The sequence below is a fragment of the Pseudomonas sp. I3-I5 genome (assembly GCF_022699445.1).
Classification (GTDB): domain Bacteria; phylum Pseudomonadota; class Gammaproteobacteria; order Pseudomonadales; family Pseudomonadaceae; genus Aquipseudomonas; species Aquipseudomonas fulva.
Window position 1 is genome coordinate 2,688,349 of record NZ_CP093940.1, and the last position, 15,201, is coordinate 2,703,549.

Here is a 15,201-nt window from a genome sequence, read left to right on the forward strand (position 1 = left end):
GTCAACCGAATAGACACGGAGGTTCGTATGAAAGCTGCTGTCGTAGCCCCAGGCGGTCGCGTTGAGGTGGTCGAAAAACATGTTCGCCCTCTCGAATACGGCGAGGCCCTGCTGAAAATGCAGTGTTGCGGCGTTTGCCACACTGATTTGCACGTCAAGAACGGTGACTTCGGCGACAAGACGGGTGTTGTGCTGGGCCATGAAGGCATTGGCGTGGTGCAGGACGTCGGTCCTGGCGTAACGTCCCTCAAACCGGGCGACCGCGCCAGCGTGGCCTGGTTCTATGAGGGCTGCGGCCACTGCGAGTATTGCACCAGCGGCAATGAAACGCTGTGCCGGCAGGTCAAGAACGCCGGTTACACCGTAGACGGTGGCATGGCGGAGGCCTGTATCGTCAAGGCCGACTACTCGGTAAAGGTACCGGAAGGGCTATCGTCCGCTGCGGCCAGCAGTATCACCTGCGCAGGCGTGACCACGTACAAGGCAGTCAAGACGTCCAACATTCGTCCCGGCCAGTGGATCGCAATCTACGGCCTCGGCGGGCTGGGCAACCTGGCACTGCAGTACGCCAAGAACGTCTTCAACGCCAAGGTCATTGCGATTGATGTCAACGAAGAGCAACTGCGCTTCGCGACTGAAATGGGAGCCGATCTTACCATCAACCCCTCCAGCCAGGATGCTGCCAAGGTCATCCAGGCCCAGACCGGTGGCGCCCATGCCGCTGTGGTTACCGCCGTGGCCAAGGGCGCCTTCGATTCGGCCGTCGATGCTCTGCGTGCCGGTGGGCGGCTGGTGGCCGTGGGGCTACCGTCAGAAGCGATGAACCTGAATATCCCGCGCTTGGTGCTCGATGGCATTGAGGTCATCGGTTCGCTGGTGGGCACGCGCCAGGACCTGCAAGAGGCCTTTCAATTTGCTGCCGAAGGCAAGGTGGTGCCGAAGGTCAGCCTGCGCCCCATCGAGGACATCAATCAGATCTTCGAAGAAATGCTCGATGGCCGCATCAAGGGCCGGATGGTGATCCAGTTCGAGGGCTGAACGAGGCCCTTCACTCAAGCTGTGTGCAGCGGGCAGCGGCCCTGTTCATCGGGGTCGCCAGCCACTGCAAGGGTGGCTGCAGACCGCTGAGCGCCGTGCTCAACGGCCATGACCTCGCACCGCATAGGCCGACGTCGTCGCTTTTCTGCTGCGCCCTTCATAGACCCAGACCTGAGATCCTGGCAGCTGCGCCATGACCTCGGCTTCCTCCACTTCTGCACGCGGTTTCTCACAGGCGTCCTTGGCCTTTGCACAAGCCTGCGCATGCTCACGCTCGTCCGATGCCGCCTTGAGCATCTTGTTCAAAGATTCGACCATACTGGAATAGTCCATTGCCTGACTCCTTTGCGGAAGGTGTTCACCTGATGAGCCTGATCATAGCGAGCCAACCTTTCAGAAACTGGCAACGCAAAACGCAATAAATCGTGGGTCTCTTACTTGATGACCCCCACTGCCGCGCGAGGTTCAGCCAAAGCGATCAACAGGTACCTTGAGACTAGCAGTCCCTGCTGTGTTTATCTGTCCCCGCCCCCACATCAGCCATGATCTCCACGCGCCTCGAACAGTTATCAAGGCGCTGCTACGTTCGTCGGAGAAGGTCACCAACAGCGAAGTATTGCGCTCTACTTACACAGGAGTCCCCGTTCAAGGTCCAGGTTCTATGGGACGTGGACGTTTCTGCTCAACCGGAGTAATCGTCATGACAGAAGAAGAAGCGAGTGATGTTGTAACGCGCATCCAACACGAACTCAGCCATCAAGCTCGTGTTGCTACGCGCATTGAAATACATGATCTGGGCCTCTGGGCACGCCTGGAGAAGGCGCACTTCACGACGACCATTCACGGCAACCAGTTGTTCGAAAAACCCGTCGTGATCGTACCCAGGTGCGATGCGTCATACACCATCCTCTACACCTGTTGAGCCAACGCGTTAACCGGTCGCCACGGGAGTCTCGAATGAGTATCCGTAGTCTTAAGAGGAACCTGCCTGCTGATCCACACAAGCCAGGGTGGGTACTGGGCTGGGGCGTGTTGAGAGATCGTCATCCGTGGCATTTTGTCGACGTCTACGCTGACCAGCGTACGGCCCACATCGAAGCCCAACGTCGAGGGAGTGGGTATGTGGTGGAATATGGCGCTCATCGCCTGGGCTCGAATGACTTTGTCTGTGGCGTCAGCCTTCCTGAAGGCTGACGCGTGCGCCTGGCTTCATGAGTCCTCTTGATCCTGTGCTGAAATCAATTCAGTAGGGATACCTGTGCGCTCACTCTAAGATGACCCCCACTTTACAGGGACAGACTCAACGAGTGGACCTCAATACTCATGACGCATCAAGCCATTACCTACTCGCTCAAACGCACGCGATTTGACGAACATTATTGCCCGTGCGAAAACACGCGGCTGACCACCAACTTTGCCAACTTGGCAAGGGGTTCACTTCGCGAACAGAACCTTCGCCACACACTGAGCATGATCAATAATCGCTTCAACGCGCTGGCCCACTGGGACAACCCTGCCGGTGACCGCTACACCGTAGAGCTGGATATCGTATCGGTGTACATTCACTTTACAACCGAGGTCACGCATACGCCGCTGCCCTTGATCGAAATACTGTCCACTGCCGTCATTGATCATCACACCGGCCAGCGTTTGCCGGGCATAGCCGGCAACAACTTTTCGTCCTATGTGCGCGATTACGATTTCAGCATCGTGCTGCCCGCCTATAACGTCCACCGCCCGGACTTCAGTGCCCCTGCCGATTTTGGCGTGCTGCACGGTAAACTTTTCAAAGGGTTTGTGGGCTCATCGGTTTACCAGCAACACTTTATCAAGCCACCGGTCATTTGCCTGAGCGTGTCAAGTAGCAGAACCTATCAGCGCACGGGGCATGACCACCCCGTGTTGGGCCAAGAGTACCGGCAGGATGACTATTCATTGACCGATGCTTATTTCAAGCAAATGGGCTTGCGTGTTCGTTATTTCATGCCTGCAGGCAGCCGGGCGCCGCTGGCCTTGTACTGTTCGGGCGACTTGCTCAATGACTACACCTCATTGGAACTGATCAGCAGCTTGAGCACGATGGAAACCTTTCAGAAAATCTATCGTCCCGAAATTTATAACGCCAATGCAACGGCCGGCGCCACGTATCAGCCTAGCCTGCAACACGAAGACTACTCTTTGACGCGCATTGTTTACGACCGTGTAGAGCGCAGCCGTTTGGCCGTTGAACAAGGAACGTTCGCTGAGGCCCACTTCATCAAGCCTTACCACACGCTGCTCGAACAATGGTCTGCACACTTCGCAGGTTGATCGCCTCCTCGCACAAGGTCGAATTTCATGAACACATTGCTCCCCACCTCTACCGCTGGCAGCTTGCCCAAGCCGACCTGGCTGGCTCAGCCCGAAACCCTCTGGTCACCTTGGAAACTGCACGGCGATGCCTTGCTCGAAGGCAAGCAGGACGCACTGTGCCTGGCGCTGCACGAACAGTCGAGCGCCGGGATAGACATCGTCAGTGACGGCGAACAGACGCGTCAACATTTCGTGACCACGTTCATCGAGCACCTGAGCGGCGTGGACTTCGAGAACCGGCAGACTGTGCGCATCCGTGATCGCTACGACGCCAGCGTTCCGACAGTGGTAGGTACCGTGGCCAGGCGCAAGCCCGTGTTCGTCGACGATGCCAGGTTCTTGCGCGCGCAGACTCGACAGCCTATCAAGTGGGCGCTCCCAGGGCCCATGACCATGATCGACACGCTTTACGACAGCCACTACAAGAGCCGCGAAAAGCTCGCATGGGAGTTTGCCGTGCTGCTCAACCAGGAAGCCAGAGAGCTGGAAGCTGCAGGTGTCGACATCATCCAGTTCGACGAACCCGCCTTCAACGTGTTCTTCGATGAAGTGAACGACTGGGGCATCGCCACGCTCGAGCGGGCGTTGGAAGGCCTCAAATGCGAGACAGCAGTGCATATCTGCTACGGCTACGGGATCAAGGCCAACACTGACTGGAAGAAAACCCTGGGTGCCGAATGGCGCCAGTATGAAAAGGCGTTTCCCAAACTTCAGCAATCGAGTATCGACATCGTGTCGTTGGAATGCCAGAACTCACGCGTACCCATGGACCTTATCGAGTTGATCCGCGGCAAGAAAGTCATGGTCGGCGCAATCGATGTGGCCACGCACGCTATCGAAACACCCGAGGCCGTTGCCGATACGCTGCGCAAGGCGCTGGCATTCGTGGACGCCGACAAGCTCTACCCATGCACCAATTGCGGCATGGCGCCCCTGCCCCGCTCGGTTGCCCAAGGCAAATTGCGCGCACTGACAGCAGGCGCTGCAATCGTGCGGCAGGAATTGTCGGGTGCAAAAGGGCCATGAGCGCACGTCAGCTTGCATTAGATGTGCGGGTCGCTTAGGGTCCTGCCGCGTCGAACAGGAGGTCATGACATGCTACGCCCCTATGAGTTGCCGGATACCGATGCAGTACTGCAGATCTGGCTGGATGCGTCAGTCCAAGCTCACCACTTCGTGCCCCGCGCCTTTTGGGAAGGCCAGCTCGACGCGATGCGGACCGTCTACCTTCCCGCTTCAGAAACGTTCGTCTTCGAGCAGCACGCCACTGTCGAAGGCTTCATTTCCCTGCAAGGGGAAACGGTTGCTGCGCTATTCGTCGCGCCTGCGTCACAAGGCATGGGCATCGGTAGCCGCCTGCTTGACTACGCCAAGCAACGCTCGGCGCGCCTGGTACTGAAGGTCTACAGCGCCAACGAAAGCGCGGTCGCGTTCTATCAACGTTCTGGCTTTTCAATCGTGGCCCACGGCGAAGATGAACACACCGGCGCCACTGAGCTGACCCTTCAGTGGCTGGCGGCGACCGCCTGAACCGATAGCGTGCGCCCTACCGCCTGCCGCACCCTTTGCCATGGCCAAATCGATCAGCACACCTTGACGCATTGCCTGATGCACAGCCTGGCGAGCCGCTTTCACACGGCCCGCCAGGCCCTCTCACGCCGGCAGCGCCACCTTGCTGAACCGCTGCGCCAGAAACGGGGTGATGTCCAATGGCAAAGCCTCCTCGTGGACCACCTTGTCCAGCATTACCCCCGTGATTGCCGAGGTCAGCACCCCGGTGCGGAAATGCCCGCAGGCGTTGAAATAACCCGGCATCTCATCCACGGGCCCGAGGATGGGTAGCTCATCGGGCGAGCCTGGCCGCAGGCCGGCCCAGGTACGCTTGAGGTTGACCTGTTCGAGTGCCGGGACGCAGCGTATGGCGCCCTGGACCAGGCTGCTGATCTCCGGGAAAGTCGTGGTGACATCGAAGCCTTTCTCCTCGGTGGTGCTCCCGATGAGAATCTCCCCATTGTCCTTTTGCGCCATGTAGCAGTCACTGGTGGTGATGCACCCATCAAGCAGCTTGGGTAGGCGCTCGGTCAACACGATCTGCCCCTTGACAGGTTTGACGGGGATGGACGTGCCCGTGGCCCACTCACTCAATTCGGCAGCCCAGGCGCCGGCCGCATTGATCAGGGTGTCGCAATGGAAGTCACCGGCCTGTTCGGTACGAACCCCTTTGATGCGTCCGCCCTGATGCAACACGCCAGTGACACGCGTGTTGAGATACAAGTCGACGCCATTTTGCCGTGCGCCTTCCATGTAGGCGTCCCCCAGGCGAAACGGGCTGAGCTGGTGGTCGCAGAGAAACTCCAGCGCACCGTGCGCGTTTTCGGTGACCGATGGCTCCGCCTTGCGAAGTGCCTGGCGGTCCAGCCAGCGGATCTGTGACTGCAGATGAGGGATGTGCTTGACGATGTGCTCGGCGTAAAGCTGATCCTCATCGTCCTGGATCACGTACTTGAGTCCAGTGCGCTCGAACTTGAAGTCCATCCCGTGGCGCTCGATCAGCTCCTGGTGCAATTGCGGATAAAGCGCATTGGACTGCAACGCCAGATCGAAGAAACATTGCGGCAGGATGTGCGGGGTGCTCGAGTCCACGGCCACCGCCGCACCGTGAGCTTGGCGCTTGGCCTGGGAAGACAGCATGCGAAAGAAAATCACCCCGCAGCCCAGGCCCACCGATTCGCCGATGGCCCACAGCCCGCCTGCCGAAGCACGTGTGGCATTGCCGGGCCGCTTGTCGTCGATCAGGGCAATGCGCAGGTTGCCGCGCTTGGACAGCTGGTACGCGCAGGACGCGCCGATTACACCAGCACCGGCAATCACGATGTCATAGGTCTTGTTCATGTCAGGCCTCCGTGCCTGCGTGCTTGAATGCCGAAAACGGTACCGGGTCTACCGGGAATCGCGGCCGCAACCAGCCTACGTCAGCACGCCCCGTCGCGGCGCGCAGGCGATCGCTGCAATAGCCCACGCACATGCGTCCCTGGCAGTCCCCCATGCTCACCCGCGTGCGCATCTTCAGCCCGGCCATATCCTGAACCCCCTGCTCCAATGCCAGGTCGATGGCCTCGCGCGTCACCTGCTCACAGCGGCAAATCACCGTGTCAGCCTGTGGCAGCTCGACCTGTGCTGGCCCCCGCGCGGTATAGCGCTCGACGCCAGAGCGAAAACGCTTGATGCTTGCCAACTGGCCCAGGTAACGCTCGCGCCGTTCAATGGCCTGCGCAGCGTTCAGCACGCCACGCTGCTGCAGAATTGACACAGCCGCGATGCGTCCGGTCAGCATTGCTGCCTCCCCTCCGCGTATGCCGGCCATGTCGCCTGCCAGGTGAATATGCTCCAGGCTGCTTTGCTGCCATACGTTGCACTCGGCGCGCAGGTAGCCATCGGTGCTGTAACCATGGGCAAGCCCTAATTGCTGGCTAAGCTGCGTACGCGGGATGAAGCCGTAGCCTACCGCCAGCGTCTGCACCGACTCGCGACGCACATGGGTCATGTCCGCTTTCCAGGCATCGTCGTAGGGCGCCACGCTGACTTCGGTCAACTCACCTTCGCCCCGCGCCTCGACCACGCCCCAGCCATAGTGCATGGGAATGCCGTGCAGCTTCAGGTAGGCCAGCATGCTCAGGCCGTCGAGGAACAACTGGGGCTTGTTCATCAGCGCCAGGCTCTGGCGTGCGATACGGTTGAACGCACAGGCCTCGTACACCCCCGCCACCTTGGCACCGGCGGCGTGCAACTGACAGGCAACCAACGGCAGTAACGGGCCTGTACCAGCGATCAGGGTCGTACCCAATGGCTTGACCACGTTACTTTTGATCTGCAGCTGCAACCCGCCGAGCAGCATGACGCCCGGCAGGGTCCAGCCCGGGAACGGCACATTGCGCTCATGGCAACCGGCTGCCAGGATCAGTTGCTCGAAGGCCAGCGACTGCAACTGTTCCTGCTCGTCGAGTACTACCAGGCTATGGTCATCACCGCCCACGACACGGCTATTGAGCCGCAGGTCGATAGACTGCGCACGGGCGGCGAAGTCGGTGTGCAGTTTACCCAGAGCCTTGCTGTAGCGAGCGCCCAGGTAGCCCAGGTCGACACCTGCGCGCAGCGGGCCACGATAGACCACCCCGCCGGGGCGCGATGCCTCGTCGATCAGCGTGCAGCGCACGCCCGCGTCCACCAACTCGATGGCGGCAGCCATCCCCGCCGACCCCCCTCCGACAATGACTGGATGCCCGCTCATACCCGCGCCTCCCCGACAATCGGATTGACTTGGGTTTCGACGCGCATGCCGGCCCGCACCAGCGTCTGACAGGCGCGCCGCTTGGGGCGTCCATCGATAGCGACCAGGCAGCAATGGCATACGCCCATGCCGCAGAAAGCGCCGCTGACCTGGCCATGGTCGTTGAGGGCGAGCTGACGCACGCCCACGGCGTTGAGCACACTTAGAACAGTTTCGCCCGGGGCGGCAGTCACGGCCGTGCCGTTGATGGACAGGGGGATTTGTTCAGCCGAGAGTGGCTGTATATCGAGGGTTCGTTCCATGAAATGTCGTCTGCCTTCCGTGATTGAAAGACAGACAGACTACGGGAGGCGTCAGGCCAGAAAATTGACCTGAGACGGGGTTTTAAAGCTTTTTTACAGCCCTTTTTGAGCGCTGCAAGCAAGCCCTCTACCTGGTGAAGAACGTTTGTAAGCGAAGCCGCCTATTGCCGCCGCAATCAACGCTTCGCAGCCCCGACACTTCACATGCCGTCAGAGGAATCGCTCCACATCCCTGCCGAACACCTGCCGATAACCTTTGCAAAACGCCTCCCACTCGGCCGTTGCCCAGTCAGACCTGCGCTTGACCTGTCGTAGGTCGTGGCGGCTGGCTTTCATTGCGGTCAGCCGCTGCCTGGCTTTCTCGAAATCCAGCAACGCGATCTTGATGCCCGACTCGTCGAAGGCGACGAACACATGCTTCAAGTACAGGCAACCATGCTGCCAGCGGCCAAGGTTCAGCGTGGCCAGTGCACGCCCATACGCTTCAAGCATGTCGTGGTGTAGCTTGGGCTCGATGGTCTTGTCCAGGCCTTGGAGGTAAAAGTCTTCAAGCGATACATAACCGTCCAGCGCTGCCGTGACCATCACCGCACGCCACTCACCGTCCTGCTTGTGGACGTCGCTGTGCAGCAGCAATGGCGTAGCGACGCCCAGCGCGGCAGCGGCACGCAGCGCCTTGGCCTCACGGGCCACTGTCGGATAGCCGAACGGGTGCACAAGGCTACGGTAGATATGGCCGACCTGCTGCTTCTTGTAGAACGTGAAGCCGTCGAGCTCGACCTTCAATACACCGCTCTCACCGCCCCTGCGGATATTCGGCGGCTCTACCCACACCCCAGGAGCACTCAGAATGGCCTGCACCGGCGGGTGAGAGGCCTCATGGCCAGACGCGCTAACGTGTTTCATTAAAACCTGCTGAATATTGAGCCACACTGCGGCAAGGGGCGAAATATATCAGCCAAATCTGAAAGAAAGCGATTATTGCGACACGGCGTTGATCGTTTTTTACAGGGATGAACAGACAAAACTGCGGGCACAATCGCCATTGTCTGACAATCCTGCAACCGCCAAGCCTCCGTCGCGCCCGCTCGTCAGCGTCAAGCCGCTTCGCACTCAACCCCTGATGGTCCATAGTTGATCGATTCGGGTGGTGTAGGACTGGCTCATCATCTCCCGTTTCATGCCCCATTCCGGCGCGGCTGGCACGCTGGCTGCACGGACCGTCCCCCTGCCCCAACGCTCATTGATGCTGTCCAGTACTTCCATGAGACGATCGCAGGCCGCCGATTGCCTTGAGGCGAACAAGTCCCCCGAAAAATCACCCGGTTGACGCAGGTCCATCAGCAACACCTCCGCCTTGCTGTAACGAAGCCCCGGCCGGAAGATCCGCTCTACGGCATCGGTAGCCAGCTGGGTCATCAGCAACGTGTCGCAGGTCGGATAGGGAAGCTCCACCCATGCGCCTTGAGCATGGTGCACTTCGTTCGGGTTGAACATGCCCGTGCGGATGCTCACCCGCATGCGCTTGCACACCGATCCCTGGGCCCTGAGCTTTTCGGCGGCACGGCCGACGTACGTGGCCACTGCCTGCTTGATCGGCGCCAACTCGCTCAGGCGCGTGCCGAACATTCGGCTGCTGCAGATTTCCTGCTTGGGCGGTTCGACATCGTCCAGCTCCAGGCAAGGCGTGCCTGCCAGTTCCCTGGCCGTCTTTTCCACCACCACGTTGAAGCGTTGCCGTAACGTCCAGGCATCGGCGCGGGCCAAGTCCATCGCCGTTCGAATGCCCATGGCCTCCAGGTGCGCCGTCATCTTGCGCCCAATACCCCACACCTCCTTGACCGCAGTATTGCGTAGCACCCAATCCCGTTTTACCGGGTCGGTGATGTCCACAACGCCGCCAGTGTGGCTCTGCAGTCGCTTGGCAGTGTGGTTGGCCAGCTTGGCCAAGGTCTTGGTACGTGCGATACCTACACCGACAGGGATGCCGGTGCACTGGGCAATGCGCAAGCGCAGCCGGTGCCCGAACAACGTCAAGTCCTGGGTCATGCCCGTGAGCTCAGCGAAACATTCGTCGATGCTGTAGACCTCGGTGGCAGGCACCATCGCTTCGATCAGCGTCATCACCCGCTCGCTCATGTCGCCATACAGCGCGTAATTGCTACTGAATGCCACCACACCGTGCCGACGGAGTTTTTCCCGCGCCTGAAAATAAGGCTCGCCCATTTTCACGAATGGCTTGGCGTCATAGGACCGGGCAATGACACAACCGTCGTTGTTGCTCAGCACCACGATCGGCGTCTTCGCCAGATCAGGCCGAAATACGCGTTCACAGCTGGCGTAGAACGCGTTGCAGTCGATCAGCGCAAATATTGGCTCACTGCGCATGATCGCGGACGCTATAGCGCACCACGCCCCAAATGAGCAGATCATCACCCTCCATGACATAGCGCGGGGGGTAGGCTCGGTTCTCGGACTTCAAGATCACCACACCGTCACGTCGGTGCAGGCGCTTGCAAACGGGCTCACTGTTGATGGCCGCAATCACGATATCCCCGTGCTCGGCTTCGCGCCCCCGGTCCACCACCACGATATCGCCCGAATAGATGCCAGCGCCTTGCATGCTGTCACCCTCCACTTTCACCAGATACACATGCGGTGCGCGGATGTCGAATAACTCATCGAGGGATATGTAGCCCTCAAGATGATCCGCGGCAGGCGACGGAAAACCGGCCGGAACGTAATACGAATAAATCGGAAGTGGTTCAGAGCTGCCACGTGGCGCGCCCAGGAAGGTGATGGTCATGAGAGAAAGTCCAATGCAAACTGTATGCATATACAGTTAATCTGGCATCGGCGGACGGGTCAATCCTGAACGTGTGAATTTCTGACGGACGAGAGGTGAATACATGTGCGGACGCTACTCGATCTACGAGTCGATGGATCACTACTTGCGACAGCTGGCGCTGGACTTGGTGGTGATCAACGGCTACGACCATGAACCGGTTGATCGCTATAACGTGGCGCCTTCTACCCGCGTCGAAGTTATACGCCAGGCTGAGGCAGGTCTGCACGTAGACAAAGTGAAGTGGGGATGGTCGCCTCGCTGGGCCAAAGGCAAGCGACTCGACCCTATCAATGCCCGGGCCGAAACCGTAGCCACTGGCAAGTTTTTCAAGGGTCTGTGGCCACATGCAAGAGCGCTCGCCCCTGCCAATGGCTGGTTCGAATGGCTGCCAGATGCGCAAGATCCCAAGCGCAAACAACCCTACTACATCACCAGCGCCGACGGTGCACCGCTCTACTTTGCCGCGCTTGCCGAAGTTCACCAGAACCTTGAACCAGACGCGCACGATGGTTTCGTGATCATCACGGCCGCCGCTGATCAAGGCTTGATCGATATTCATGACCGAAAGCCCCTGGTGTTGGCGCCGCACCTTGCCAGGGAGTGGCTGGACCCCGCCACTTCAACGCAGCGCGCCGAGGCGATCGTGGCGACAGGCTGCCGTCCGGCCACTGACTTCCGCTGGTATCCGGTCGACAAGGCCGTTGGCAATGTTCGCAACCAGGGTGCGCAACTGATAATGCCGATTGCCGAACAGAGCAGGCAAGGTGATCTCGAATTCTGAAAAGGGCGTTATGCGTGGATGTGCCAGCCAAAACACTCAGCTGGCGTGATAGTCTGCGCACCCGCAGGCTGGCTAGCAGACAACTTGGACGCACCTTGAAATAGACCGACGAAGGATTCCGTCATGGACAGAAAACGCGCCCTCCTCCTCCCGCTTGTTGGGTTGATCACCCCGCTGGCAGGCTGCACCGAAGAGAAAGTGCCCGAGCCAACGGCAGACAATTGTGGCCCGCAACTGTACGGAAAAAACCTTGCCAGCTTGTCAAAGGATGCAAACCGCAATGTGTTCATCGCGAACTGCGAAAGTTTCCTGGCGGCGAAGAAAATGACGGAATGGAAGTTCGAGAAAAGCCCCAAGGGCAAGTACTGAGCGGCTGGCCGAGGTGATTGCCAATCCGATGATCTAGCCGCAGGGTCGTCAAGCTTGCCGAGCAGGAACACCGCCTTTACAGGCGGCGTTTTCAGGCAGACTCAGGGCGCTCAGTCCTTCGCGTACGAGCACGCCTTTAGCAGAAGCGGTGACTGCACTGGGTCATTTCTTGGAAAGGTGAGCCAAGGTTTACCGAGCACGCGCCCCCGCCTTATCGGCCACCACCGATCATTCACGAGCCGGATCGAATTGTTTCTCACGGATGCACAGCAGCGGGATCATGCCGCAAAGGAAATAAGCAGCGCCAACGATCAGGAAACCGACACCGATCGAGCCCTGGCTGGCGAAGAAGCCAATGGCAGCCGGTGACACCGCAGCACCGATACGCCCGATATTGTAGGCACCGCCAACCGCAGAGCCACGGAACTTGGCCTCGAAGCTTTCCGTCATGTACGTGGCGTTGACGCTGTAAGGCACGCCATAGAGGAAGCCGAAGACGATCAACAGCCACAGAATGTTTTCCGGCTGGTTGAACAGCACGATGATCGGCAGGAACAGCGCCGTCCCCAGGCAACCCGCGGCAAACACTTTGCGCCGCCCGAACTTGTCCGCCGCCATGCCGGCGATGACCTTGCCAAGGATCGAAGCGGTGTAGGTGCCGACCAGGAACGTGGTCATCTGCTTGAACGCCATGCCCAACTCGGTCTCCAGGTAGCTGGGCATCCAGTTGTTGACGCCATAGTTACCAAACTGCAAGAAGCCTGCAGTCAGCGACCAGAGAACGAACATCTTCGCGGCATTGGGGTTGGCGAAGATCTGTTTGTACTTGCCGCCCTCCACACGCTCACGCGCCTTGCGCTCTGCACGATCGGCACTCTGCAAGCGGGTCCAGGTCGAAGGTTCCGGCACCATCTTGTGCATCAGCAGGGCAAGAATCACCGGTGTGACGCCCACGAAGAACAACGTGCGCCAGCCGTAGCTTGGCAGTATCCAGGCAGCGAGCAGCGTTGCAACGATATACCCGACCGACCAGCCCGCTTGCAGGCTGCCAAGGACGGTATTTCGGAACCGGGTAGGTACGTACTCGGCCATGAGTGTATTACATGCAACGTACACCGAACCAAGGCCTAGGGCCGAGACAAAGCGGATGATCGCAAACTGTACATAGTTCTCGGTAAAGCCCAATAGCCCCGTACCGAGGCTGAACAGCAGCACACTGAGCACCACGGTGCGCACCCGCCCAAGGCGGTCGGTTGCCCAGCCACCGTAAATGCCCCCAACAGCCATGCCGGCCAGGGTGCAGCTGCCGAGCATGCCTGCCTGCAGGCCAGTCAGGCCGAATTCCGTTTTGAGCGTGGCCAGGCTATAGGCCAGGATCATGACATCGGCGCCATCGATGACCATCGTCAGGAAGCAAAACACGAAGGCTGTGATCCAGGTCCGCTCGGTGGACGCGGCGATGACCCCGGCGGGGTTAGGGTTGTGCATGTTTTATCCTTATTATGGCGGGTTACGACGTGCCTGTTCCGGCACTACACGGCGCTGCAGTAACAGCGCAGGCGGCGGGCACAGCCCACCGTCAAAGGCCGTCACAACCTGCGGTAAAAGCTATGTTCACGCAAACGAAAAAATATCGGGCCTGCATTCCCGGTAGGAATGGCCTGATTTGCAAGGTACAAGCCGCTGTGACTGCCGACTCAGCATGCCGTGGCACTGCCGGTGCACGTACCAGACGCCACGCATGCGAAAAAGTCAGGCAGCGATTCGGTTAATTCGTTTGCCAGGCCGGCGCGTCACCGTGATCAATGCAGGCCTCGAATTTTCCAGGAGGCTCACCATGGACCCGGTCCGTTTCATGCACCCCGATGCAATCCGTGCGCTTTTCAGTACCGCCCTGTCAGCGATGTACAAGCAGGAGGTACCGCTCTATGGCGATTTGTTGGACTTGGTCGCCGAAGTCAATGCCCAGACCCTGGCCGCTCAGCCTGCATTGGCAGAACGACTGCGTAGCAGCGGTGACGAGCAGCGCCTGAGCGTGGAACGCCATGGCGCGATCCGTGTTGGAACGGCCGAGGAGCTGCAAGGCTTGCGCCGACTGTTTGCAGTCATGGGCATGTCGCCAGTTGGCTACTACGACCTGAGCATCGCCGCCGTGCCAGTACATGCCACCGCATTCCGACCTATCGAGGCAGCGTCGCTGCGCGCCAATCCGTTCAGGGTGTTCACCTCGCTGTTGCGGCTCGAATTGATCGAAGACCCACAACTGCGTGAACAGGCCTGCCAGTTGCTGAGCGAGCGGACCATTTTCACCCCTGGCGTAATGGCGCTCATCGACCGCCACGAATGTGACGGCGGACTTACCGATACGGACGCTCAAGCGTTCGTCCAGGAGGCGCTGGAAACCTTTCGCTGGCACCAGAGCGCGACGGTCAGTGCCCAGCAATACCGCGCCCTGCATGACCAGCATCGCCTGATCGCTGACGTGGTGGCGTTTCGTGGGCCGCACATCAACCACCTCACGCCCCGCACTCTCGACATCGACCGCGCTCAGGCCCAGATGCGTTCGCGCGGCATGACCCCCAAGGCAGTCATCGAAGGGCCACCGCCGCGCCAGTGCCCAATCCTGTTGCGCCAGACAAGCTTCAAGGCCCTGCAGGAAGCGGTGACCTTTGCTGGTGGTGATGGGGCACCGGGGCATCACACGGCTCGTTTCGGAGAAATCGAGCAGCGCGGCGCGGCGCTGACACCTGCGGGCAAAGCACTGTATGACCGGCTGTTGAGCCAGGCCAGGCAAGCGCTGGGCGCAGCACCATCGGCGGACAATGCCGAGCAGTATGCGCACCTACTCAAAACGGCATTCAGCGCGTTTCCTGACGACTACGCCTCGCTGCGCACGCACAAGCTCGCTTACTTCAATTATTTCGTGAGGGATGCGGCCAAAGCGCATGGGACGGATCTCGAAACGCTGATCGAACAAGGCGCGGTCGGTTTCGAGCCACTGGTGTATGAGGACTTCCTGCCTGTGAGCGCTGCCGGGATCTTTCAGTCCAACCTCGGCGACAGCACCAAGGCCGACGCCATGACGCAAGGCAACCAGCAGCAGTTGGAGGCAGCGTTGGGCGCTCGCGTGATCGACGAGACGACCCTGTACGCCCAGGCCCAGGCGCAATCCATCGCGTCCTGCCTGCGCGCGCTTGAAATCCAGGCAACCAGCGCATAGATT

At 59.7% G+C, this 15,201-nt stretch carries 17 protein-coding genes; 9 read left to right on the plus strand and 8 right to left on the minus strand.

The annotated features are described in order from the left end of the window. Nucleotides 1–27: 27 nt before the first annotated feature. Nucleotides 28–1,038, plus strand: a complete 1,011-nt coding sequence (adhP, locus tag MOP87_RS12110; RefSeq protein WP_028686444.1) for an alcohol dehydrogenase AdhP — start codon at nucleotides 28–30, stop codon at nucleotides 1,036–1,038. Between the two features lie 99 nt (nucleotides 1,039–1,137). On the opposite strand, the gene MOP87_RS12115 is transcribed toward adhP, so the two are convergent. Next, the gene (locus MOP87_RS12115) at nucleotides 1,138–1,371 is read right to left on the minus strand and encodes a hypothetical protein (protein ID WP_027916122.1); all 234 of its coding nucleotides are present in this window, start codon (nucleotides 1,369–1,371) and stop codon (nucleotides 1,138–1,140) included. A 367-nt stretch (nucleotides 1,372–1,738) separates the two neighbouring features. Here MOP87_RS12115 and MOP87_RS12120 point away from each other — a divergent pair, with 367 nt between their 5' ends. From MOP87_RS12120 to MOP87_RS12140, 5 genes are all read left to right on the plus strand, one after another. Continuing rightward, the gene (locus tag MOP87_RS12120; protein WP_027916123.1) at nucleotides 1,739–1,960 is read left to right on the plus strand and encodes a hypothetical protein; all 222 of its coding nucleotides are present in this window, start codon (nucleotides 1,739–1,741) and stop codon (nucleotides 1,958–1,960) included. Nucleotides 1,961–1,995: 35 nt separating this feature from the next. Then, nucleotides 1,996–2,232, plus strand: coding sequence for a hypothetical protein (locus MOP87_RS12125; RefSeq protein WP_080992835.1), 237 nt, complete (start codon nucleotides 1,996–1,998; stop codon nucleotides 2,230–2,232). Between the two features lie 129 nt (nucleotides 2,233–2,361). Next, the gene (locus MOP87_RS12130; RefSeq protein ID WP_027916124.1) at nucleotides 2,362–3,348 is read left to right on the plus strand and encodes a DUF1852 domain-containing protein; all 987 of its coding nucleotides are present in this window, start codon (nucleotides 2,362–2,364) and stop codon (nucleotides 3,346–3,348) included. Between the two features lie 27 nt (nucleotides 3,349–3,375). Continuing rightward, complete coding sequence (locus tag MOP87_RS12135; RefSeq protein WP_028686447.1) at nucleotides 3,376–4,416, plus strand: methionine synthase; 1,041 nt, start codon at nucleotides 3,376–3,378, stop codon at nucleotides 4,414–4,416. Between the two features lie 69 nt (nucleotides 4,417–4,485). Continuing rightward, a complete protein-coding gene (locus tag MOP87_RS12140) occupies nucleotides 4,486–4,920 on the plus strand; it encodes an N-acetyltransferase (protein WP_145279793.1) in 435 nt (144 codons plus the stop codon). A gap of 123 nt (nucleotides 4,921–5,043) precedes the next feature. Here MOP87_RS12140 and hcnC read toward each other — a convergent pair whose 3' ends face one another. The 6 genes from hcnC to MOP87_RS12170 all read right to left on the minus strand — a co-directional run bounded on the left by hcnC (nucleotide 5,044) and on the right by MOP87_RS12170 (nucleotide 10,786). Beyond that, nucleotides 5,044–6,282: a cyanide-forming glycine dehydrogenase subunit HcnC gene (hcnC, locus tag MOP87_RS12145; protein WP_027916126.1), complete on the minus strand. Its 1,239-nt coding sequence runs from the start codon at nucleotides 6,280–6,282 to the stop codon at nucleotides 5,044–5,046. 1 nt (nucleotide 6,283) lies between these two features. Further along, nucleotides 6,284–7,678 carry a cyanide-forming glycine dehydrogenase subunit HcnB gene (hcnB, locus tag MOP87_RS12150; protein ID WP_028686448.1) on the minus strand — a complete coding sequence of 465 codons (1,395 nt, stop codon included), beginning with the start codon at nucleotides 7,676–7,678 and terminating at the stop codon, nucleotides 6,284–6,286. Beyond that, the gene (gene hcnA / locus MOP87_RS12155) at nucleotides 7,675–7,980 is read right to left on the minus strand and encodes a cyanide-forming glycine dehydrogenase subunit HcnA (protein ID WP_033736522.1); all 306 of its coding nucleotides are present in this window, start codon (nucleotides 7,978–7,980) and stop codon (nucleotides 7,675–7,677) included. Before hcnA ends, hcnB begins: the two co-directional genes overlap by 4 nt. Before the next feature lie 210 nt (nucleotides 7,981–8,190). Next, complete coding sequence (locus MOP87_RS12160) at nucleotides 8,191–8,886, minus strand: lipopolysaccharide kinase InaA family protein (RefSeq protein ID WP_242809559.1); 696 nt, start codon at nucleotides 8,884–8,886, stop codon at nucleotides 8,191–8,193. 207 nt (nucleotides 8,887–9,093) lie between these two features. After that, nucleotides 9,094–10,368: a translesion error-prone DNA polymerase V subunit UmuC gene (gene umuC / locus MOP87_RS12165; RefSeq protein ID WP_028686450.1), complete on the minus strand. Its 1,275-nt coding sequence runs from the start codon at nucleotides 10,366–10,368 to the stop codon at nucleotides 9,094–9,096. Continuing rightward, entirely contained in the window at nucleotides 10,358–10,786 is a 429-nt protein-coding gene (locus MOP87_RS12170) for a S24 family peptidase (RefSeq protein ID WP_027916131.1), read from the minus strand. The genes umuC and MOP87_RS12170 overlap by 11 nt, the downstream gene beginning before the upstream one ends. A gap of 103 nt (nucleotides 10,787–10,889) precedes the next feature. Between MOP87_RS12170 and MOP87_RS12175 the strand changes: the two genes are divergently transcribed. Next, the gene (locus MOP87_RS12175; protein ID WP_027916132.1) at nucleotides 10,890–11,609 is read left to right on the plus strand and encodes an SOS response-associated peptidase family protein; all 720 of its coding nucleotides are present in this window, start codon (nucleotides 10,890–10,892) and stop codon (nucleotides 11,607–11,609) included. Between the two features lie 123 nt (nucleotides 11,610–11,732). Further along, the gene (trbK, locus tag MOP87_RS12180; protein WP_042139095.1) at nucleotides 11,733–11,978 is read left to right on the plus strand and encodes an entry exclusion lipoprotein TrbK; all 246 of its coding nucleotides are present in this window, start codon (nucleotides 11,733–11,735) and stop codon (nucleotides 11,976–11,978) included. A gap of 228 nt (nucleotides 11,979–12,206) precedes the next feature. Here trbK and MOP87_RS12185 read toward each other — a convergent pair whose 3' ends face one another. Beyond that, the gene (locus tag MOP87_RS12185; protein ID WP_027916134.1) at nucleotides 12,207–13,466 is read right to left on the minus strand and encodes an MFS transporter; all 1,260 of its coding nucleotides are present in this window, start codon (nucleotides 13,464–13,466) and stop codon (nucleotides 12,207–12,209) included. A 349-nt stretch (nucleotides 13,467–13,815) separates the two neighbouring features. On the opposite strand from MOP87_RS12185, the gene MOP87_RS12190 reads away from it, so the two are divergent. Next, nucleotides 13,816–15,198, plus strand: a complete 1,383-nt coding sequence (locus tag MOP87_RS12190; RefSeq protein WP_196109965.1) for a VOC family protein — start codon at nucleotides 13,816–13,818, stop codon at nucleotides 15,196–15,198. Nucleotides 15,199–15,201: the final 3 nt, after the last annotated feature.